This is a genomic window from Streptomyces sp. NPDC058195 (assembly GCF_042883525.1).
GTDB lineage: Bacteria > Actinomycetota > Actinomycetes > Streptomycetales > Streptomycetaceae > Streptomyces.
On sequence record NZ_JBHVVM010000028.1, the window covers coordinates 24,916 to 46,175 of the forward strand.

Below are 21,260 nucleotides of genomic sequence, written 5' to 3' on the forward strand. Positions count from 1 at the left end.
CTGCCTTCCCCTCTCTCCGGTCCCGCCCCGCCCGGCCCCCCGGTCAGCTACCGGTGTTCGTCGGCTGCGTGTGCAGCGTCGGCTGTGTGGTGCTGCTGCCACCGCCGCCGAACAGCGCCAGCGGCTCCCTGAGGTCGTCCATCATCGACTGCAGGGCGATGTCCTTGGCGTCCTCCTCGCCCTGCATGCTGATGTGGTTGACGCTCAGCACCTTGTTGGAGAGAGCCAGCATCCCGTCCCTCAGACCGTCCAGGACCTGCGAGATCGACGTGGCGTACTCCCCGACCCTGGCCTCCAGGCCCCCCACCTGCTCGACGGGCGAGCTCGGGTCACCTGCCTTCAGGACCGCTACCGCCTTGCCGCCGCCTTCCTTGCTGTAGTCGTGCAGCCTGCGGATGTAGGGGTCGTTCTTGAACTGCTCCAGGAACTGACCGTTGATCCTGTCCCGCGCGAAGCTCTCCAGGAACTCCGACGAGATCTTGTAGGTGCCGCCGTCCTCAGCCATGGGTCAGCCCCCGTCAGCCCGACATGACCTTGGCACCGAGGCCGTCATGCTCGTGGTGGGTGTTGCCCATGTTGTTCAGGGTCTGGTGACCCTGGTTGAAGGCGTTGTCCATCTCGTTGATCGCTGTGTTCAGCTGCTTCTGGACATCGCGCCACATGTTGGCGCTCTCGCCCTCGGCGGTGTTGGCCAGTTCCTGCACGCCCGCGATGAGCTCTTCCAGCGCGTTGCGCATGTTGGCGGTGAGCTGCTGCATGTCGTTGGTGGCGTCGCCGAGACCGCCCCAGTTGATCATGATATTGCCGGACACGGTGTGCCCCTTCTTGCCGCGACGGATGAGGCCGGATCGGTGGTCCGGGGTCAGTTGTTGTTGAGAACGCCCAGGATGCCGTCGGAGACGGCGGAGCCCTCGAACCCGCTCTTGGCGTGCTGGAGGGCGGCTTCCTCACCGGCGTCGAGGACGTTCTGCTGCTGGTTCAGCTTGTTCCAGACGTCGTCGACGGCAGCCATGGCCTTGGTGTAGCCCTGCTGCCACGCCGCGAACTTGTCCTGGAAGGTCGCAGCCGACCCGTCCGTCGTGCTGTAGTGCGTCGCGACGTTGCTCCTGATGCCTTCGGCGACACCGCCGGACTGCTTCATGAACCCGAAGTGGGTGTCGAGCGCGACGACAGCCTTCCGGGCCGCCGCAGCATCCTTGACGAGCTGGGACACCGTTGTCTCCCTCCAGTTGGAGTCTGATCGGCTGAGGGAAGGCGCGACTCATCCGTCGCAGGGCCCTCCCCAACCTCATCTGCATCGGGAGATTATCCGATCATGGGGATTCATGTCAGCAGCGAGGGAGCGGAGTTCACCTCTATTTGAGCTTTTCTTGAGGATGTCCGCTATCCCGTGCCGCATTGTTCACGGAGTTTTGTTCTCTCCTGCGGAACCTTCCCCTCCTCTCGGACCTCCGCGCCCACCACTCCGCTCTCCGAAACCCCCGAGGGGTCCAGTACGGGACCAGTCGGAAGAAGGCTCAACAAACGCCCCGGAACATCCACCGCCACGCCCGCCGAATACCCGAGCTGCTTCAGTCCTGCCGCCGTAGCCGGATAGGAAACGCCCGAATCCGTCACCAAATACATCGAGTTGCCGGTCCCGGCCGAGGAGCGGGCCCGCACCAGCGTCCCCGTCCCCGGGCGCACCCAGATCCGGTCCACCGCCACGCACGCCGCTGTCACCCCCGGCTCCCGGTCGGGCGGTGAGCCGGGGACCGAGCCCGCGGGAACCAGGGCCACCGTCGTCGTATGGCCACCGGCGGACGGCTTCACCCGCACGCAGACCTGCTCCTGGGCCGGGTCCACCGCCGACACCCTCGGCGCCTGGGCGGGCAGACCCGCCGCCAGCTGCTGTGCCGCCGAGGCGGGTGCCTGATGGGCCGCCAGGTCGGAGGGGCCCACCGGACGCTCGACCACGGCCTTTCCGCCGTATGCCTGGTCCTGGGTGCGCGGGTCACCGCGCAGCAGTCGCCGGACCAGCCCGGTCAGCGGGGCCAGCCCGTCCGTACGCAGCACGTAGTGCTGTCCCCCGGCCGAGAAGAGCTGGCCGATACGGGTGGCGCCGCCCGCGAGTCCCGGTCCCGGGCGCCCCCGTCCGGCGATCTCCGGCGGGGCGATGCCCGGCCCGGCGTCCAGTGCCGTCAGGAACGCGGCGCTGACCGGAACGGGCGTGACACCGGCCCAGCCCAGCGCCGCCTCCGTGCCGTGCTGGGTGTCGACCCGGAACCGGCGGCCGTTCCAGACGAGTTGCCTCCCCTCCCCCGGCGCCGTCACCAGCACACCCCGGTCGGAGCCGAGGCCGTCCCCCGAGTCCGCGGGAGCGGCCAGGACCACGCTGGTCAGCGGCTTCGTCCGGTTCGCCGGACCGGCCGGCTGCGTTCCGGCGCAGACCGCCCAGGCGTCGGAGCCGGGCGTGCCCGGCAGGCCGTCCGGGGCCCCCACGATGCCGATGGGCGTGCCGCGCGGCGCGTCCTCGATCGACCCCGCCGCGACCTGCTGCACGGCCATCCGGTCTCCGGCGACCAGCCGTGCGGACGCCTGGTTGAGCACCGGATGGAGCACCCCGCCGACGTTCAGGTAGCGGGCGCCGGTCTCCTTCACCATGACCAGCGCGCCCGGTGTCTGCCAGGAGGTCCCGCCCCCCGGCTTGATCAGCCCGAAGAGTACGGTGACCACGCAGGCCAGCGCCACGATCAGCGCCCCCCAGCGGATGCCCCGCCAGGTCCGCGCGGTCGGGGTGTCGGGCGAGTCGGGGTCGTCCCGCAGCAGTCCGCTGGAGAGCCGCCCCATCACGTACAGGTGCGCCTGCACCTGGTCCTTGCGCGACTGGACCGCCATCAGTCCCTCACCCCCTGATTCCGCGCAGCGCGCCGAACACCCCGGCGAGGAGCACCGCGAGCGGCAGCAGCGCCAGCGCGCACAGCGTGTGCAGCAGGTCGGCGATCCGGCCCCAGTAGGGGACGAGCCGCCGTCCCGGCACCGTCCAGGCGGCGATCGCGGTGATCGCGGCCAGCACGGCGAAGGCGGCGGTGATCTCCAGCCGCCCGGGAAATTCCAGGCCGACGGCGCGGAGCACCCCCGCCAGGGCGAGGCCGTACGCCCCCGGGAGAGCCATCGCGAGCCGGTGCGGCACGGCGCCGACCACACGTACGTGCAGGAGCAGCAGCGTGCTCAGCACCACGGCGAGCAGCTCGGCCGTCCAGCCGCCGCCGGTGGCGAGCAGGGCGGTCTCGCACGCCGCGGCCAGCAGTCCGAGCGCCACGTACATGCCGGTCAGGTAGCGGTCGGCCAGTTCGGCGCGCTCGCGGACCTGCGCGGCGGGAAACGGGTCGATGCCCTCCTGCAGTTCGCCCGCGTTGGAGGGCAGCGGCGGCATCCGCATCCCGGCGAACCGGAAAGCCAGGCTGGGCACGAACCCGCCCGCGAGTACGATCACGACCGCCAGCCACCCCGCGACCTGGGCGATCGGCATCCCGGACAGCGCGACCGCGCCGGCCGCCGCGGTGAACACCGCCACCGTGAACGCCCCGAGGAAGAGCGGCGCGAAGGCCCCGACCGCGGCCAGCGCGATGATCGCGGCGCCCGCTCCAGCCGCGCCTCCGGCCAGCAGCCGCGGGCCGAGCAGGCTCTCACCATGCCCCGCGGCCGGGACCAGCGCGCCCGCGACGGCCAGGTAGGGCACGGCCAGCACACCGAGCGCCGCCCCGGCGCCCGCGTCGCCGACCGCGCGGGAGGCGGCCAGCCCACCCGCGACCAGCAGCAGCGCGACCGCGCCGGCGGCTCCGGCCCGCCCCGCCGCGGCGCCCGGCAGCAGCACGGTGATCAGTCCGGCGACCAGCGCCGTCATGGTGAATCCGATGAGCAGCCGACGCGTCAGCTCGGGCCGCCAGGTGTCGGGCCGGGCGCGCAGCGTCTCGCCGATCCCATCGACGAGATCGTCGAAGTCGGCTTCGGGCAACGTTTCATGACGGGCCCTCAGGTACAGGGTCTCGCCGTCACGCAACTCCACCTCGGCCGGGGTGCGCTCCTCGTCGAGGGGAGCGGCTCCGAGTCGCTGGAGGGTCCAGCCGCCGTGTTCCAGGCCCTGTTCGTCGAGGTCCCCGCCGGCGTACTCGACGAGTACCGGCAGCAGATCGGCGAGCGGAACATCGGCGGGTATGCCTAGTTCGAAGGTTTTCTCCGGACTTCTGACGGTTATCCGGCAGAGCCCGGCGGTCTTGTCGCCCACGGTGCGCGATTCACTCCCGCCTGTATTTCCGATCGGGATTCGACCCGAGAACGAGTGCACATTATCGTGAAGTTCGTTATGACTGTACGTTCGTGCGACCAACCGATAATCGGCGGCATGGGCCGCGGATTTCGAGTCGTCGACACTTCGAGTCGGGAGCCGGTTTGAGCACCGTCATTTTTCGGCGGCCCCCGCGCCGGGTCGGCCCGCGCATGCCCGAGGGCGAACTGACGCTTCAGGAGCCACCGTCCCTCCCGGAGCCCCAGGGCGCCATGGGCGGCATCATCACCTACCTGCCGATGGCGTTGAGCTCGCTCGGCATGGTGCTCATCTTCATCCGGCCGGGCGACGGCAACGGGGTGCTGATGTGGGTGTCGGTCGGCATGATGGCCACCTCGGCCATCGCCATGCTGGTCGCCCAGTTCCTCCGGGCCGCCGGGGACCGCAAGCGCAAGCTGCGCGCCGAACGCCGTGACTATCTGCGGTACCTGACGACGAGCCGACGCCGCATCCGCAAGGTGGTCGACCAGCAGCGGCAGGCCCAGGAGTGGCGCCACCCGCTGCCGCAGGCGCTCTGGTCGGTCGCCCGCACGGGGCGTCTGTGGGAACGGCGCGCCACCCACGACGACTTCGGCGAGGCGCGGATCGGGACGGGTGAACAGCAGCTCGCGCTCACCCTCGCGCCACTGTCCACCAAGCCGGTCGAGGACCTGGAGCCGCTCTCCGCGCACGCTCTGCGCCGCTTCATCCACGCGTACTCGACGGTCGGCGACCAGCCGGTGGCCGTGCGTCTGCGCTCGTTCGCCCGGGTGCTGCTCACCGCCACGGACGAGCACCGCACCACGTCCAGGGCCGCGGCCCGCGCGCTGGTCGCCCAGCTCGCGGTGGCCCACGCCCCCGAGGACCTGACGATCGCCGTGGTCGCGGACGGTGACGCGCTGCCGTCCTGGTCCTGGGCCAAGTGGCTGCCGCACGTGCAGCACCAGGCCGACGTCGACGGGGTGGGCCCGGCCCGCCTGGTCGCCGAGACGGTCTCGGAGCTGGAGCCGCTGCTCGGTGAGGAGTTCGCCGGGCGGCCGTCGTTCGAGCCCGGCGCGGAGCCCAGCCGCGACGAGCCCTTCACCGTCGTCGTCCTGGACACCGCCTCCGTGCCCCCCGGGGCCCGGCTCGCCGAGTCCGGCTACCGCAACTGCGCCGTCATCGACGTACGAGGCACCCTGGAGGGCGCCTGCCAGACGCGCGGCACCCTGCGGCTGCGGGTCGCACCCGACGCGCTGACCCTGCTGTCCACCGCGCCGGACGGCAAGCCGTCCGAGACGGAGCTGGGCCGGCCGGACGCGCTCGGTCTGCACGCCTCCCGTGCCCTCGCCACCACTCTCGCGCCCTTCCGGCTCGGTGCCGCCGCCCGGGCCGAGCGCCCCTTGCAGGAGGACACGGAGCTCACCGACCTGCTGGGCATCCGCGATCTGCACGCCGCCGAGGCCGCCGATCTGCACCGGCCGCGGGCCACCGCGGAGCGGATGCGGGTGCCGATCGGCATCGGCTCGGACGGCGGGCACGTCGACCTCGACCTCAAGGAGTCCGCGCAGGGCGGCATGGGCCCGCACGGCATGCTGATCGGTGCCACCGGCTCCGGCAAGTCCGAGCTGCTGCGCACCCTGGTGCTCGCGCTGGCGCTCACCCATTCCTCCGAGACGCTCAACTTCGTCCTCACCGACTTCAAGGGCGGGGCGACCTTCCTCGGCCTGGACCGGCTGCCGCACACCTCGGCCGTCATCACCAACCTGGCGGACGAGGCGGCGCTGGTCGAGCGGATGAAGGACGCCCTGCACGGCGAACTCGTCCGCCGTCAGGAGCTGCTGCGCAAGGCGGGCAACTACTCGTCCGTCCGTGAGTACGAGGAGGCGCGGGCCAACGGCACCGACCTCGCCCCGCTGCCGACCCTGTTCGTGGTGGTCGACGAGTTCAGCGAACTGCTCGCCGCGCACCGCGACTTCCTCGACCTCTTCGTGATGATCGGCCGGCTCGGCCGTTCGCTCTCCGTCCACCTTCTGCTCGCCTCGCAGCGCCTGGACGAGGGCCGGATCAACCAGCTGGAGGGCCACCTCTCCTACCGCATCGCGCTGCGCACCTTCTCCGCGATGGAGAGCCGGGGCGTGCTCGGCGTGCCGGACGCCTACGAGCTGCCGCCGCAGCCCGGCAGCGGCCTGCTGAAGAACGACGTCGGCGCGCTCACCCGCTTCAAAGCCGCCTATGTGTCCGGCCGGTACCGGGCCACCCGCCCCGCGGTGCGCCGCGCGGTGGTCGCCGGGCAGGTGGTGCCGTTCGAGGCGGGCTGGGTTCCGCCCCGGAACCTTCCCACCGCCCCCGACACGGAGCCGGAGCACGAGCCTGAGGAGGAGAACGCCTCCGGGCCCAGCCTGCTCGCCGTCGCCGTCGACAAGCTGGAGCGCTCCGGGCCGCCCGCCCACCAGGTGTGGCTGGCTCCGCTGGACGAACCCCCGACACTCGACCTTCTGCTGCCGCCGCCCGGAACGCCCGGGGGGAAGTTCCTCACCGTTCCGGTCGGTGTCATCGACCGCCCCTTCGACCAGCGCCGCGACGAACTGGTGGCCGATCTGTCGGGCGCGGGCGGCCATGTCGGCATCGCGGGCGGTCCGCAGTCCGGCAAATCCACCCTGATCCGTACGCTGGTCACGGCGCTCGCGCTCACCCACACCCCGCGCGACGTCCAGTTCTACTGCCTGGACTTCGGCGGCGGGACGCTCACCTCGCTCACCGGGCTGCCGCACGTCGGCGGCGTCACCGGGCGCCTGGATCCCGAGCGGATGGCCCGTACCATCGCCGAGGTCAGCCAGGTCATCACCCATCGCGAGCTGCTCTTCGCGGAGCGGGGCGTGGAGTCCATGGCCGACTTCCGGCGCCGCCGGGCCGCCGGTGAGTTCCCCGACGAGGCGCATGGCGACGTCTTCCTCGTGGTGGACGGCTGGAACACCATCCGCCAGGACTTCATGGACCTCGCCCCCACCTTCAACCTGATCGCCTCGCGGGGCCTCAACTTCGGGGTGCATCTGATCGTGGCCTCCGGGCGCTGGATGGAGATCTCCGCCGCCCTGCGCGACCAGCTCGGCACCCGCTTCGAGCTGCGCCTCGGCGACCCCGTGGACTCGATGGTCAACATGCGGGCCGCGGGGACCGTACCGACGATCCCGGGCCGCGGTCTGACCGCCGACCGGATGCACTACCTGACCGCCCTCCCCCGTAACGACGGCGATCCGAACGCGGAGACCATCGCGGACGGCGTCGCCGCCCTCGTACGGGAGGTCACGGCCGGCTGGGACGGCCCGAACGCCCCGCGGGTCCGGATGCTCCCGATGAGCCTCCCGGCGGCCGAACTGCCCGCCCCCGACGGCGACCTGCGCGTCCCGCTCGGCCTGGAGGACCAGCGGCTCGACGTGTTCCGCCACGACTTCGAGGAACACCCGCACCTGGTGGTCGTCGGTGATGTGGAGTCCGGCAAGTCGAACCTGCTCGCCCAGCTGGCCGACGCGATCTGCACCCGCTACACCCCCGACGAGGCCCGGATCGTGCTCGTCGACTACCGGCGCGGTCTCGCCGAATCGGTGCCCGAGTCGCACCGTCTCGGCTACGCCACCGGCGCCGGCCTGCTGGCACAGATGGTCGACGGGGTGGCGCGGGCCATGAAGGACCGGGTTCCGGGCCCCGAGATCGCCCCGGCCCGGCTGAGACTGCGCGACTGGTGGAGCGGCCCCCGGCTGTTCCTTCTCGTCGACGACCACGAACTGGTCTCCACGAGCGGGCTGAGCGGCGGCGATCCGTTCGGCGCGCTGCACGAGTTCCTCGCCCAGGCCGACGAGATCGGTCTGCACATCGTCGTGGCCCGCAGTGCGAACGGCTCCGGCCGGGCGATGATGTCCGACCAGCTGCTGCGGCGCATGGTGGAAGCCAACACCCCGGTGCTGATGATGAGCTGTCCGCCCGCGGAAGGCCAGGTGGTGGCCGGTACGAAGCCACGTATCCTGCCTGCGGGACGGGGCCTGTACATCACCCGCCGCCGTACGGTGCAGATCCAGACGGCACACCGGTCCTGACGGCCCGGCACCCTCCCGCCGCCCCCTCGGCCCCGCGCGCGGGCCGCCCGCACCGCCGCCCTGGTGCGGGCGGCCTCCACGGGACACTGCCCGGCCGCTCCCCCTCGACGGGCCGGGCGCCGGGGAACCGGCGGAGAGCCGACCACGACGAGAAAGGAACGCCATGGCCCGCCAGACCATCGTCACGGACCCGTACCAGGGCATCGCACCGGCGCTCACCGCCGCCCGGCCGGGAGGGGTGATCCGGCTACGCCCCGGCCGCTACGACGAGTGCCTGGTCATCACCAAGATGGTCACCGTCGTCGCCGACGACCCCGACGACCCGCCCGAGATATCCCCCCGGTCGGGCAGCGCCGTGCAGGTCGTCGCCGAGGCCGTCAAGCTCTCCGGACTGATCCTGCGCGGCAGTGACGAGGACGCCCCCGTCGTCGATGTCCCACGCGGGCAGGCCGCCCTGGAAGGCTGCCGGGTGCTCGCCAGCTCGTGGACCGCGCTGCTCTCCCGCGAGCACGGTTCCCTCGCCATGCGCGACTGCGTCATCGCCAACCCGTCCGGCGCCGGGTTCGTCGACCTCTCCCCCGAACCCAGCGTCGTCGAGGACTGCGTCTTCGAAGACCTCGGCAGCTCCGGTCTGGTGCTCGGCGACGACTCCGCGCCCGCGATCCGTGACTGCGTGGTCCGGGGCGCCCGCGGCAACGGCCTGCTCGCCAACGGGCGCGCGGGAGGAACCGTCGAGCGCCTCACCGTCGACGGCACCCCCAAGCCCGGTGTCGCCCTGGAGGAGCAGGCCACCACCCGGCTCACCGACGTACGCGCCAACGGCTGCACCATCGGCTTCCACATCTCCTCCACCGCGCTGCCCGTCCTCACCGGCTGTGCCGCCGTCGACAGCACCACCCACGGTGTGCTGCTCTCCGCCACCACCGCGCCCACCCTCAACAACGTGGAGACCCGGGGCTCGGGCGGCAACGGCATCGCCGCGATCGAGCAGGCCCGCGGCACCCTCTCGGACTGCCTGGTCGAGAACTCCCTCGCCGCCGGAATCCTGGTACGCGGCAACGCCGCGCCGACCATCCAGCGCACGTTCGTCACCGGCGGCAAGGCCGAGGGCCTCCTCCTCGACGCCGACAGCGCGCCCCGCGTGGACCGGGTGACCGTGCACCGGTCGGGCGGCCACGGCATCGTCCTCGCCGGCGGCAACCGGGCCAGGCTCCGCGACGTCGAGATCGTCGAGTCCGGGGGCCACGGCCTGCACGCCCGGGACGACGCGCGCGGCCGCATCGAGATGACCACGGTCATCGACGCCGCGCAGTGCGGCATCCGGGTCGACGGGGCGAGCCCCGCCTTCCAGGACGTCGCTGTCCGCGGCAGCCGGACGGCCGGGTTCGCCGCCGCCGGGACGTGCGCGCCCGAACTCGTCGACACCCTCATCGAGGACTCCGGCACCGAAGGCATCACGGTCACCGGCGACGGGGCCGGGCTGACCGCCGTCCGGGCCCGGGTGCTGCGCAGCCGGAGCCACGGCGCGCTCGTCGGCGCCGGAGCCGCCGCCGAGCTGACGGAGTGCGAGTTCACCGACAACAAGGCCGACGGCCTCCGGATCGCCACCGAACGTCCCGTACGCGCCGCGGGCTGCACCGTCACCGGAAACGCCGGGGCCGGAATCCGCCACACCGCCCCCGGCGGCAGCCTCGCCGCGGATGGCCTGACCAGCGACGGCAACGGTGAGGCCGACACCCTCGGGGGACGTGGCGACGGCGCCGCCGGACCGGAGGCCGACGGCACGGACGGCGGGACGCCGTCCGGTCCGCTCGCCCGGCTCGACGAGCTCGTGGGACTGCGTGCCGTCAAGGAACAGGTGGCGACGCTGGTCAACCTCAACAAGCTGGCCCGGCGGCGCCGCGAGATGGGGCTGCCCGTCCCGGCCACCGCCCGCCATCTCGTCTTCGCCGGTCCGCCCGGCACCGGCAAGACCACGGTCGCCCGGCTCTACGGCTCGATCCTCGCCTCGCTCGGCGTGCTGCGCTCCGGGCATCTGGTGGAGGTGGCCCGTGCCGACCTCGTCGCGAAGATCATCGGCGGCACCGCCATCAAGACCACGGAGGTCTTCGAACAGGCCCTGGGCGGAGTGCTGTTCATCGACGAGGCGTACACCCTCACCGCGGACGGGGGCAGTGGGCCCGACTTCGGCCGGGAGGCCGTCGACACCCTGGTCAAACTGATGGAGGACCACCGCGAGGATGTCGTCGTCATCGCCGCCGGGTACTCCCGGCAGATGCGGAGCTTCCTGGAGTCCAACCCCGGTCTGGGCTCGCGCTTCAGCCGCACGCTGGAGTTCGAGAACTACTCGGCGGACGAGCTGCTGACCATCGTGAAGCGCCAGGGCGAGCAGAACCGGTTCACCTTCCGCGAGGACACCGAGCGGGCCCTGGTCCACCACTTCGAGCAGATGCACCGGGACGAGTCGTTCGGCAACGCCCGCGCGGCCCGCAAGGTGTTCGAGGAGATGGTGGACCGTCAGGCGTTCCGTCTCGCCGAGTCCCCGGACATCACCGAGGAGGACCTGACCGTGCTCCTCCCCACGGACGTCGGCGAGGAGGCGGCCGGTGCCATCGCGGGCGAGGACGGTCCGGGAGGCGGCCAGACCGAGCGCCTCACCAGACTGCTCGCCGAACTCGACGGTCTGATCGGCCTGGACGGGGTCAAGGCGCAGGTCCGCGACGTCGTCAATCTGCTGTCGGCCGCGCGCCGCCGCAAGGCGGCCGGACTGCCCGCCCCGGCCATCGCCCACCACCTGGTGTTCACCGGCCCGCCCGGCACCGGCAAGACGTCGGTGGCCCGGCTGTACGGCGAGCTCCTGGGCGCGATGTCGGTGCTGCCGCGCGGCCAGTTGGTGGAGGTCTCCCGCGCCGATCTCGTCGGCCGGTACGTCGGCCACACCGCGCAGCTCACCAAGGAGATGTTCGCGCGGGCCCGGGGCGGAGTGCTCTTCATCGACGAGGCGTACACCCTCACGCCCGAGGGCGGCTCGGGCTCCGACTTCGGCCGGGAGGCCGTCGACACCCTCCTCAAGCTGATGGAGGACCACCGCGACGACACGGTCGTGGTGGCCGCGGGCTACGAGGGCGAGATGGCCCGCTTCCTGGGCTCCAACCCGGGTCTGGCCTCCCGCTTCGGACGCACCGTCACCTTCGAGTCGTACGACGCGGACGAGCTGGTCGAGATCGTGCACCGTCAGAGCACCCGGGACGGCTACACCTGCGCGCCCGCCACGCTGGAGGCGCTGCGCCGCCACTTCGCCGGGGTCGACCGGGGTCCGAGCTTCGGCAACGGCCGCTACGCCCGCACCGTGCTCGAACAGATGATGACTCGTCAGGCCGGGCGGCTCGCGTTCCTCCCGGACGCCGACATGGACCAGTTGCGGCTGCTGCTTCCCGAGGATGTGACGGAATGACGGACGAACACACGGCGACGGGCAGGCACCGCAACACCGGCCGGTGCGCCACCTGTTTCGAATCCTTCAACCCCGCCTGCCCGCGAGCGGTGCTGGACGAAGGCACCACGGAGGTACCCCGGCGGGTGGACGAACCGGTCCGGCCCGCGCCGCGGCCCCGCCCCACCGCCGGGTCCGGCATCAGCGACGCCCAGGGGACCGGGACCAGCCCGGGAAGCACCGCCCGGCCGCCCGTCGCCTCCCGCCCCCGGAACACCACCGCTCCGTCGGGCTCCTCCGGTGCGCCCTCGGGCTCAGCCGGTACTCCGCCCGGTTCGGCCGGCGCGCCGTCCGGCCCTGCCTCCGCCCCGGTACGTGACCCGCGCCGCCCGAGGGGCGGAGCGTCCGCCGCCCCCTCCTCGTGGCAGGAGCGCACCGCTCCCCGCCCCGTGCCGGGTGCGGCGGCCTCCGCGCCCGGTGCGACGGGCAGGCCGCGCACCGCGACACCCGGCGCTTCACCGGGCCGTGCCCCGCGCCCCGGGACCGCCGCGCCCGGCAGGGCCGAGGCCCCGGCCACGGAAGGGGGTACGTCCCGATGACCCGGCCGACCCGCACCGCGGTGCACGCGCTCCCTGTGCTGCTGACCGCCGCCCTGGCCGTGGCGGGGCCGCTCGCGGCGGCCTCCCCCGCCGCGGCGGACACCGCCCTGCCCCGGATCTCCTCGGCTCCGCCGCAGGGCGGCGGATGCGTCAAGCCGTCGAAGAGGCGCCCCGTCGACGTCCCGTGGGCGCAGCAGTACATCGCCCCGTCCCGCGCCTGGGAGACCACCCGTGGCGCGGGGGCCACCGTCGCCGTCGTCGACACCGGCGTGGACGCCCGGCACAGCCCGGCCCTGGCGGGCCGTGTCACGCCTGTCCCGGACTCCTCCGGCACCGACTGCATCGGTCACGGCACGTTCGTCGCGGGTCTGATCGCCGCCGCGCCACGCCCGGGGACAGGCTTCGCGGGGGTCGCCCCGGAGGCCCGGATCATCGCGGTCCGCGCCACGACGGCGGACGGCACCGCCACCGCGAACAGCGTCGCCGCCGGGATCGACGCGGCCGTCGCCCGCCGTGCGCGGGTCATCGACGTGCCGATCGCGCTGACCAGGAGCAGCCCGGCACTGGCCTCGGCGGTACGCAACGCGGTGCGGCGCGGCGCGTTGGTGATCGCCCCGGCGTACGCGTCGAACAGGTCCCTCGCCGGGTCCGGGAACTCCCCCGCACCGGCCGCCTACCCGGCGGCGCTGCCGGACGTCCTGGCCGTCGCCGCGCTCGGACCGGGCGGCGTGCCCGACCAGAAGCTCGCCCCCCGTACCGCGCCCGACCTGGCGGCGCCCGGCACCGCCGTCATGAGCATCGGCCCCGGCGGCACGGGCAGTTTCACGGGAGACGGTGCCGAGCTGGCCACCGCCTTCGTCGCGGGTACCGCCGCGCTCGCCGTCGCCGCGCACCCGGAGCTGACGCCCGCGCAACTGACCGACCGGCTCATCGCGACGGCCTATCACATCCCGGCCGGCAGGGCGCTGGTCGGCGCGGGCACGGTGGACCCCGCCGCGGCCGTGACCGCCCCGCTCGCCGCCGTCCCGTCCGCACCGCCCTCTCCGGGCCCTGCCGCACTGCGCATGCCGCCGCCCGAGGAACACCACGGCCGCACCACGGCGATCGCCGTCACCGCCGCCGCCGGGACCGCCGTGCTCGTCACGGGCTTCATCGTGTTCACCTTCCCCCGGGCCCGCCGCCGGGGCTGGCGCCCGGGTACGCCGGGGTCCGGCTGACGGGTCGGCCGTCCGGTGCACGGCCCCCTTCCTCTGCGAGAATCGCCCCATGGCCGAACACGACGCCGCTGAGCCCGGCGCCTCCGATCAGCCCGCGGGGCGGGGCTACCTGCTGGACAACCGGCAATCGGAGGCCGGGATTCGCTTCGGCGCCCTCAGCGAGCTGTTCGATCCGGTGACGTTCCGGCACGTCGACCGCCTCGGCATCACCCACGGCATGCGGTGCTGGGAGGTCGGCGCCGGATCCCCGTCCGTGCCGCTCGGGCTCGCCGAGCGGGTCGGGCCGACGGGCGCGGTGGTCGCCACCGACATCGACGTGTCGTGGACCGCAGGCGTCGGCGGCGGCGCGATCGAGGTACTGCGTCACGATGTGGCGGCGGACCCGCCGCCGCCCGGTGGCTTCGACCTCGTCCACGCCCGGCTGGTCCTGGTCCACGTCGCCGACCGCGCCGAGGCGCTGCGCCGTATGATCCAGGCGCTGCGGCCCGGCGGGTGGCTGCTCCTGGAGGACGCCGACCCGGGGCTGCAACCGCTGCTGTGCCCGGACGAGTCCGGCCCCGAGCAGGCGCTCGCGAACCGGCTGCGCGCCGGGTTCCGTTCCCTGATGGCCGGGCGCGGCGCGGACCTCGCGTACGGCAGGACGCTGCCCCGGCTGCTGCGCGAGGCGGGCCTGGAAGGGATCGGGGCCGATGCGTACTTCCCGATCACCTCACCCGCCTGCGCGGTCCTCGAAGCCGCGACCGTACGGCAGATCCGCGGCCTGCTGGTGGGCGAGGGGCTCGCCGACGACGCGGAGATCGACCGTCATCTGGCGAACGTGACCGCGGGCGGCCTGGACCTCGCCACCGCCCCCCTGGTCTCCGCGTGGGGTCGCCGCCGCCCCTGACCCGCCCCTTTCCTCATGTGCCCGCAGGTACGCGTCCAGTTCGGCCGCCCCGGCGAGCATCGCACGGCCACGGGCGGACAGGCGGCCGTGCCAGTCGTGCAGGGCGGATTCCAGCGGTTGCCGTCCTCCTGCCTCCCGTACCTGGGAGAGCAGCGGGGCGATCCGCTCCAGGGGGTATCCGCCGCGTCTGAGCTGGTGGGTCATACGGGCGTCCCGTACGTCGGCGGCCCGGTAGACGCGGTAGCCGGTCCTCGGGTCGCGGCCGGGGCGCACCAGACCGGCGCGCTCCCATGCGCGCAGGGTCGCGGGCCGGATGCCGAGCCGCCGGGCCAACGGTCCGATGAACGTGCCCCCGGCTCCCGGAACGGTGGGCACGTCCTCGGTTCCGGGGCCGGGCGTGGTGGTGGGTGCCAGTCCGGCCAGGGCGCTCTCCACGGCCTGGAGGGTTCCGCGGTCGTCGAGGAGCTGGGCGTGGCTCTCGTCGACGAGGCGCAGCGCCTCCTCGGCCGCGCCGCTGTTCACCGCACGCATGACCGACGCCGCCCGCTGGTGGCCATGGCCGGGCAGCAGGGCGAGGAAGGTCCGCAGGGCCTGGGCGTGCAGCGCGGTGTAGGCGCGGTAGCCGTGGGGCGTCCGGTCCGCGGCCGGGAGGATGCCGTCCCGCTCGTAGTTCCTGACCGCCTGGGTCGACAGGCCGTGCGCGCGCGCCAGATCAACTGGCCTGAGCTTCCTGCCAGTTTGAAGGTTTCGCATCAAACTCCTGCCGGTTTAGCGAACAAGTCTCAACCGAGACTTCAACGATAGCGTTGAATGCATGGTCACTAACATCAGAGACACCACCCATGCCGTCGAAGCCGCCGCTGTCATGCGGCTGCTCGCACACCGGCCCCGGCTGCTCGCCCTGGGCGAGCCCACCCACGAGGAGGACACGCTTCTCCGGCTGCGCAACGACCTCTTCCGGCAGCTTGTCGAGCAGGAGGGCTACCGGACGATCGCGATCGAGAGCGACTGCCTGAGGGGCCTGGTCGTCGACGACTACGTCACCGCGGGCACGGGCACCCTCGGCGCCGTCATGGAACACGGGTTCAGCCACGGCTGGGGCGCGTTGGCGGGAAACCGTGAACTCGTGTGCTGGATGCGGGCGTTCAACGACGGCCGGCCCGAGGAGGACCGGCTCCGGTTCGCCGGTTTCGACGGTCCGCTGGAGATCACCGGCGCCGCGAGCCCCCGGCAGGCGCTCACCGCACTCCACGGCTACCTCGCGGCCCGGCTGGACGCCGGTCTGCTCCCGTGCACCGTGGAAACCCTCGACCGGCTGCTCGGCACGGACGACCGGTGGACCGAACCCGCGGCGATGAGGAACCCGGACCGCTCGGTGGGAAGCTCGGCCGATGCCAAGGAGCTGCGGCTGCTCGCCGACGAACTCGTGGCGCTGCTCGACACGGAGACGCCGCGGCTGCTCGCCGACGAACTCGTGGCGCTGCTCGACACGGAGACGCCGCGGCTGCTCGCGACGGGTCCGCAGGACGGCCTGGACCGGGCACGCCTGTACGCGCGTACCGCCACCGGCCTGTTGCGCTACCACTTCCGGATGGCCGACCCCGCACCGAACCGTCTGGCGCGCCTGGTGAGCCTGCGGGACTCGATGATGGCCGGCCATCTCCTCGCCGTCGCCGAACGGGGCCCGGCGCTCGTCCACTCCCACAACGGCCATGCCCAGCGGGAGCGGAGCACGATGCGGATGGACGGCCTGCCCCTGGAGTGGTGGAGCGCGGGCGCGCTGGTCGCTGCCCGGCTGGGCAGGGAGTACGCGTTCCTGGCCACGGCGCTCGGCACGATCCGGCACCGGGGCGTGGGCACACCGCCCCCGGACACCCTCGAAGGGATGCTGTACGCGCTCCCGGAGGAGCGCTGCGTCGTCGACGCTGGCCAGCTGGCCTCCGCCCTCGGCGACACACTCCCCGCGCCCCGGGTGTCCCCCTACTACGGTTATGCCGCGTTCGACCCGGCGCACCTGGCCGGGGCCGACGGGATCGTGTTCGTCAAGGACGTCCTGCCGGACCCGGCTCCGTAGACCGCGGCACCTCCCGTCCGCCCCTGCTCGACACCATCCCGCCGAGGACCGAAACGCTCGCGGCGAGCAGGAGCGTGCCGGGGAGGGACCAGGGGACGAGCGGTCCGGCGGCCGAGGCCCCCAGGGCGAATCCGGTGATCTTCAGGCTGGCGCCGGTGGTGAAGATCTGTCCGCGCAGCCGCTCCGGGGCCTCGGCGTGGCGGACCGCGAACAGGGCCGTCAGCTGGGGGCCTTCGCCCGCCCCGAGCAGCAGCATCGCCACGATCAGCGGGCCCGGCCGGAGCGACGCCGCCAGCACCAGGGCCGCCGCCTGAACCAGGGCACCAGCCCGGATGACCGTGGCGGGTGCGGCGCGGCGCGGGAACCGTACACGTACGGCGTTGACCACCAGAGCGGAGACCGCCGCGAAGGAGAGCAGCATCGCCCCGCGGCCCGCGCTGCCCAGGACGTGCTCGCCGAGCGGTGCGGTGCACGCCGTCAGCATGCCCTGGGCCGCGCAGCAGACGACCGAGCTCAGGGTGGCGCGGGCCAGCGGCGGACTCCCGGCGATGGCCCGTACTCCGGCGGCGATCTCGCCGCTCACCGGTCCCGTCCGAAGCCCCCGGCCGGCGCTCCGGCCGGGACCGCGCCCCGGCGTCGGACGAGCGGGTGCGGCGGGCAGCAGCCACGCGGCCGGCAGGGCCACCCCGATGAGCCCCGCCGCGACCACCACGGCCGCCGGCGCGCCCAGCAGCTCCGCCGCGCCACCCGCGAGCGCGGGGCCCGCCAGGCTCGCCGCGCCGAACGTCATGGCATCGAGCGCGTTCGCCCGGGGCAGACGCTCACCCGTCGCCACGCGGGGCAGCTGGGCCGTCCACCCACCCGACAGCGCCGGTCCCAGCAGCCCCGTACAGACGGCGATCAGGACGGTGACGGCGAACGGCAGGCGGCCCAGGGCCGCGAGCACCGCCCCCAGACCGGCCGCGTACAGCACCAGGGCCATGGCCAGCAGGTGTCCCGGCCGCTCCGCGCGGTCAAGGAGCGCCCCGAGCACCGGCCCTCCGACCGCCGAGGAGACCGTGATGCCCGCGAGCAGCAACGACGCGTCGCCGGACGATCCGGCCGCCGTGAATCCCGTCAGCAACAGCGCTGGTCCCGCCATCTCGTCTCCGGCACGGGCCGCCAGGGTTCCGGCCAGGTAGAGCCGGAGGGGGTAACGCCTCTGCATGGCCGGGATGTTACGTAAGTAACTCAAAACTCCGCTACATGCGTTACATTGCCCGCATGCCCGCCCCCCTCGACGACTGGTCCACCCGGCACTCCGTGCTGACCATGGCGCGGCGTACGGCCGCACTGGTCAACGTTCTGGACAACGACTCCCCGGACCCTGCCGAAGTCGCCGATGTGCTCCGCGCCCACGGAGAGGCGGACCCCCTCGGCCTCACCACTCACGATGTCGCCACGATGCGTACGGCCGCCGCCCTTCTGCGGGAGGTCTTCGCCGCCCCGACCACCGACGAAGCCGCCGTCGCCCTCAACCGCCTTCTGCGGGAACACGCCGGTCCGCTCCGGCTGACCTCGCACGGGAACGGCACCCCGTGGCATCCCCATCTCGACCGGGACGACGACGCGCCCTGGGACGAGTGGCTCCTCGCCTCGTCCTGCGTGGCCCTGACGGTCCTCGTCTGGGACCGGCAGCAGCCGCCCGGCAGAATCTGCGCGTCGGCCGGCTGCCGGAACGTCTTCCTCACGCAGGGCAGCGGACCGGAGCGCCGCTACTGCTCCCGCCGGTGCGCCACCCGCGAACGCGTGGCGGCCCACCGGCGCTCCCGCACGGCACGGCAGCCGGGCGGGCACTGACACCGCCGCCGCGTTACGCGCGCCGGGAGGCGACGATGGCCGAACTCGTCGGTGTGGTGAGCACTTCGGCGGCTTCCAGGTCCGGATGTGTGAGGTAGAAGAGGCGCAGCTCGTCCACTTCGCCCTCGAAGCGGGGCGGCCAGTGGGATGAGGGGGTGAAGTCGTCCAGAACGAGCAGGCCACCGGGTGCGAGCAGGTCGACCACCCGCTGCGCATCGTCCCGCTTGCCGCCCCCGTCGCAGAAGAAGACGTCGAAGGGGGCATGCCGTTCCAGCAGCCGCCAGTCCCCGGCCAGTACGCTGACCCGTTCGTCGTCCGCGAACACACCGGCGGCCCGGCGGGCCAGTTCCCCGTCGCGTTCCACGGTGACCAGACGTGCACCGGCACCGAGGCCGCTGTGCAGCCAGGCGGTGCCCACTCCTGAGCCGGTGCCGCTCTCCGCGACCACTCCGTTCGGCTTCGCGGCGGCGGCCGTGCGGAGCAGCCTGCCCACCTCACGGATGCAGCTCTTCTCGAATCCCAGCTCGGCGGCGATGCGCTCCGCCGCCGCTACCCGGTCCGGAACAGCACGTTCCCTCATGGTCAGCTCCTCTGTCGTCGTGGGCACGACGCTACCCAGACACGGACACCGCGTGTGCGGGACCACCTTCCGGACAAGCTGACGTACGGCTGTGATCCGTACGTGACCGGCGGCTCGTACGCTCCAGAACCAGGGAAGCGCTGAGTGAACAGTCTTGAGAGGACCGGAAGTTGACGTACCGGCAGGCGGCAGTACCGGCCGTGGCAGCGGGGCTGCTCCTCACCGTGCTCCTGTGGTGGGCGGGGTCCAGCGCGCAGGTCCTTCATCTGCGGGGGGCGACCGATGTGATCGGCGGCCAGGCCACCGCTGGCCTGGAGCGCTGGTTCGCACCTTGGTCGTACGACCCGCCGACCGCGCTCCGGAACATCGGCGGGTTCCCCGGCGCGGACGACGGCGCCCGCTATCTCACTCTTTACCGGACCGGGATGCAGATCCGGTTCGCCTCGGTCTTCGCCTTCTTCGTACCCGGGGCGCTGCTCCTGATCCGCAGGCTGCCGCCGGTGAACGGCCGCGTACCGGCCGCGTCGCTCGCGCTGTGGGCCTGGGGTCTGGTGGCCGGGACTCTCGCGGTGACGGTGTCCGCGCCGTGGCTGATCGCCTCGCGGGGGAACGCCGGTTTCCGCTTCCTGCCGCAGCTGGCGAGCACGGTGTCCGGCGGCCGGCAGGTCGTCCTGGCGAGCGCACTGGTTGCGGCGGCCGCCGCGGTGCCCATCGCCCGGATCACCGCGAGGGCATCGGGACCGGCTCCGCGGGCGGTGGTCCCGGCACGTGCCGCCCGCCTGGCCGCCACCGCCGGGACCGTGGTGATCGCGGTGTCGCTGCTGGTCCTCTCCTACCAGCCGGTCGCCGCCCGCATCCAGGCGGTCGACCCGGGCACCGGGGTGCTGGCCGAGCCGGGTGAACTGCTGCGCCAGTGGCTGCTGCTCGGGGCTTGGTCGGGTCCGGCGGGCGCGCCGGTGGACGACTGGCTGCTGTACCGGGCCGTCGACGCACTGCTGCTCGTCCTGGTGTGGTGGGCGCTGCGGCACCTGCCCGCGCTGCTCACCCGGGCCACCGTCCCGGCGATGGCGGCGGGAGCGGTGTGCGCGACCGTGCTCGGGCTGCTGGCCTGTCAGACCGTGCGGATGGCCGTGGGCGGGACGGACTTCTACCAGGGGCTGGTGCCCCTGGCGGACGGCCTCGGTGACCACGTCACCGCCGCCCTGGTCTTCGGGGCGGTCGCGGGCATTACGGCCGCCCTCCTCCTGCGGGCCATGGCGCGCCGTGCGGAGGAGGGCGGGGGCACGGCGCCTCACGCTCAGGGCAGGAACGTGTAGAACGGACCGTCGGGTGCGAGGTTCCGCGAGCACAGGGTCACGTCCCGGCCCTTGAGATAGGCCAGCAGCCACTCGCCGAACGTCATCTCGTAGAGCGTCCAGGCCGGGCTGTCGAACTCCTGGACCACGACGCGCCAGAGCGCTGACGGGCTGTCGGGCACCCGGAGGAAGACCGCCTCGCCCGTCGTCGCCGACGCCACTGGGATCAGCTCCCCCTGGTCAGCCCCGACCGGGCTCGGCAAGAACTCCGCCATGTCCTCCTCGCGCCAGAACGCGAGATCGTCTCTGACGCTCCTGCCCAGACTGTGCAGAAGGTGACCGGCGGGGTGCTCCAGGTAGAGCTGCTTGTTGATCTCGATCGAACCGTAGGCGTCCGTGATCTCCCGGAAGTCGGCGGGGAGCTCGACACCCAGCTCCCGCTCCAGCCCGTCCCAGGGCGCGGGGTCCGACCAGTTGAACCGGGGCTCGCCCAGCAGGGCCGTGATCTCTGAAAGCGTTGTCACGAACGGGTCCTTCTCCTGGAACCGGAAGGTGTACGACGTCGCCTCCGCCGAGATGACGACGCAAGCGACCTGGGTGTGCTGTTCGGGCAGGTTGGTGACGCGGCTGGCGGGTGTGTGGCCCGCGATGCCGGTACGGGGTCGATGGCAGTTGTACCAGCCGGTCCGGTCGGTGCACGCGAGCGGGTCGCTGCGCCCCATGGGAGCAGCCTCCCGGATGCCCCCACGGGGCACCGGTGGTGTCCGCCAAGCATTCGGGACCGCAGGCGCCTGCCGGGGTGCAGACGGATCCTGGGTCTTCTCTGGCTGGTCGCGCACCGCTCCAGTGGGCCGTGACCGGCAACGATCGGGCCGCAAGGCCGTCTCCAGGCACAGCTCCACCGGACGGTGGTCCAAGCACCACTTCTCCCACTCCCGACGAAGTCGCGTCACTGCGG

At 72.9% G+C, this 21,260-nt stretch carries 15 protein-coding genes and 1 pseudogene; 7 read left to right on the forward strand and 9 right to left on the reverse strand.

Annotated features, from left to right (window positions below; genetic code table 11):
* Window positions 1-43: 43 nt before the first annotated feature.
* The 5 genes from ACFVWY_RS28115 to eccD all read right to left on the reverse strand — a co-directional run bounded on the left by ACFVWY_RS28115 (window position 44) and on the right by eccD (window position 4,267).
* Window positions 44-505, reverse strand: a complete 462-nt coding sequence (locus tag ACFVWY_RS28115) for a hypothetical protein (protein ID WP_389877351.1) — start codon at window positions 503-505, stop codon at window positions 44-46.
* A 13-nt stretch (window positions 506-518) separates the two neighbouring features.
* On the reverse strand, window positions 519-812 hold the full coding sequence (locus ACFVWY_RS28120; RefSeq protein WP_389877353.1) for a hypothetical protein: 294 nt from the start codon (window positions 810-812) through the stop codon (window positions 519-521).
* 50 nt (window positions 813-862) lie between these two features.
* Entirely contained in the window at window positions 863-1,213 is a 351-nt protein-coding gene (locus tag ACFVWY_RS28125; RefSeq protein WP_389877355.1) for a hypothetical protein, read from the reverse strand.
* Window positions 1,214-1,383: 170 nt separating this feature from the next.
* Window positions 1,384-2,877, reverse strand: a complete 1,494-nt coding sequence (eccB, locus tag ACFVWY_RS28130; protein WP_389877356.1) for a type VII secretion protein EccB — start codon at window positions 2,875-2,877, stop codon at window positions 1,384-1,386.
* 7 nt (window positions 2,878-2,884) lie between these two features.
* On the reverse strand, window positions 2,885-4,267 hold the full coding sequence (gene eccD / locus ACFVWY_RS28135; RefSeq protein ID WP_389877358.1) for a type VII secretion integral membrane protein EccD: 1,383 nt from the start codon (window positions 4,265-4,267) through the stop codon (window positions 2,885-2,887).
* Window positions 4,268-4,431: 164 nt separating this feature from the next.
* On the opposite strand from eccD, the gene eccCa reads away from it, so the two are divergent.
* From eccCa to ACFVWY_RS28155, 4 genes are all read left to right on the forward strand, one after another.
* A complete protein-coding gene (eccCa, locus tag ACFVWY_RS28140) occupies window positions 4,432-8,379 on the forward strand; it encodes a type VII secretion protein EccCa (protein ID WP_389877360.1) in 3,948 nt (1,315 codons plus the stop codon).
* Window positions 8,380-8,542: 163 nt separating this feature from the next.
* Window positions 8,543-11,833 carry an AAA family ATPase gene (locus ACFVWY_RS28145; RefSeq protein ID WP_389877361.1) on the forward strand — a complete coding sequence of 1,097 codons (3,291 nt, stop codon included), beginning with the start codon at window positions 8,543-8,545 and terminating at the stop codon, window positions 11,831-11,833.
* A gap of 574 nt (window positions 11,834-12,407) precedes the next feature.
* Window positions 12,408-13,628: a S8 family serine peptidase gene (locus ACFVWY_RS28150; protein WP_389877363.1), complete on the forward strand. Its 1,221-nt coding sequence runs from the start codon at window positions 12,408-12,410 to the stop codon at window positions 13,626-13,628.
* Window positions 13,629-13,677: 49 nt separating this feature from the next.
* Window positions 13,678-14,514 carry a class I SAM-dependent methyltransferase gene (locus ACFVWY_RS28155; protein WP_389877365.1) on the forward strand — a complete coding sequence of 279 codons (837 nt, stop codon included), beginning with the start codon at window positions 13,678-13,680 and terminating at the stop codon, window positions 14,512-14,514.
* A 12-nt stretch (window positions 14,515-14,526) separates the two neighbouring features.
* Here ACFVWY_RS28155 and ACFVWY_RS28160 read toward each other — a convergent pair.
* Window positions 14,527-15,270: pseudogene (locus tag ACFVWY_RS28160) on the reverse strand (TioE family transcriptional regulator); the annotation flags it as partial.
* Window positions 15,271-15,328: 58 nt separating this feature from the next.
* Here ACFVWY_RS28160 and ACFVWY_RS28165 point away from each other — a divergent pair.
* Window positions 15,329-16,588, forward strand: coding sequence for an erythromycin esterase family protein (locus ACFVWY_RS28165; RefSeq protein WP_389877366.1), 1,260 nt, complete (start codon window positions 15,329-15,331; stop codon window positions 16,586-16,588).
* Here ACFVWY_RS28165 and ACFVWY_RS28170 read toward each other — a convergent pair.
* Entirely contained in the window at window positions 16,557-17,795 is a 1,239-nt protein-coding gene (locus ACFVWY_RS28170) for an MFS transporter (RefSeq protein ID WP_389877367.1), read from the reverse strand. The two genes, ACFVWY_RS28165 and ACFVWY_RS28170, sit on opposite strands and share 32 nt — an antisense overlap.
* Before the next feature lie 56 nt (window positions 17,796-17,851).
* Here ACFVWY_RS28170 and ACFVWY_RS28175 point away from each other — a divergent pair, with 56 nt between their 5' ends.
* Complete coding sequence (locus tag ACFVWY_RS28175) at window positions 17,852-18,427, forward strand: CGNR zinc finger domain-containing protein (RefSeq protein WP_389877368.1); 576 nt, start codon at window positions 17,852-17,854, stop codon at window positions 18,425-18,427.
* 13 nt (window positions 18,428-18,440) lie between these two features.
* Here ACFVWY_RS28175 and ACFVWY_RS28180 read toward each other — a convergent pair whose 3' ends face one another.
* Window positions 18,441-19,013, reverse strand: a complete 573-nt coding sequence (locus ACFVWY_RS28180; RefSeq protein WP_389877471.1) for an O-methyltransferase — start codon at window positions 19,011-19,013, stop codon at window positions 18,441-18,443.
* A 164-nt stretch (window positions 19,014-19,177) separates the two neighbouring features.
* On the opposite strand from ACFVWY_RS28180, the gene ACFVWY_RS28185 reads away from it, so the two are divergent.
* Window positions 19,178-20,323, forward strand: coding sequence for a hypothetical protein (locus ACFVWY_RS28185; RefSeq protein ID WP_389877370.1), 1,146 nt, complete (start codon window positions 19,178-19,180; stop codon window positions 20,321-20,323).
* Here the strand turns inward: ACFVWY_RS28185 and ACFVWY_RS28190 are convergent.
* Window positions 20,305-21,024 (reverse strand): SMI1/KNR4 family protein, encoded by a 720-nt coding sequence (locus ACFVWY_RS28190; RefSeq protein WP_389877372.1) that lies wholly within the window; start codon window positions 21,022-21,024, stop codon window positions 20,305-20,307. The two genes, ACFVWY_RS28185 and ACFVWY_RS28190, sit on opposite strands and share 19 nt — an antisense overlap.
* Window positions 21,025-21,260: the final 236 nt, after the last annotated feature.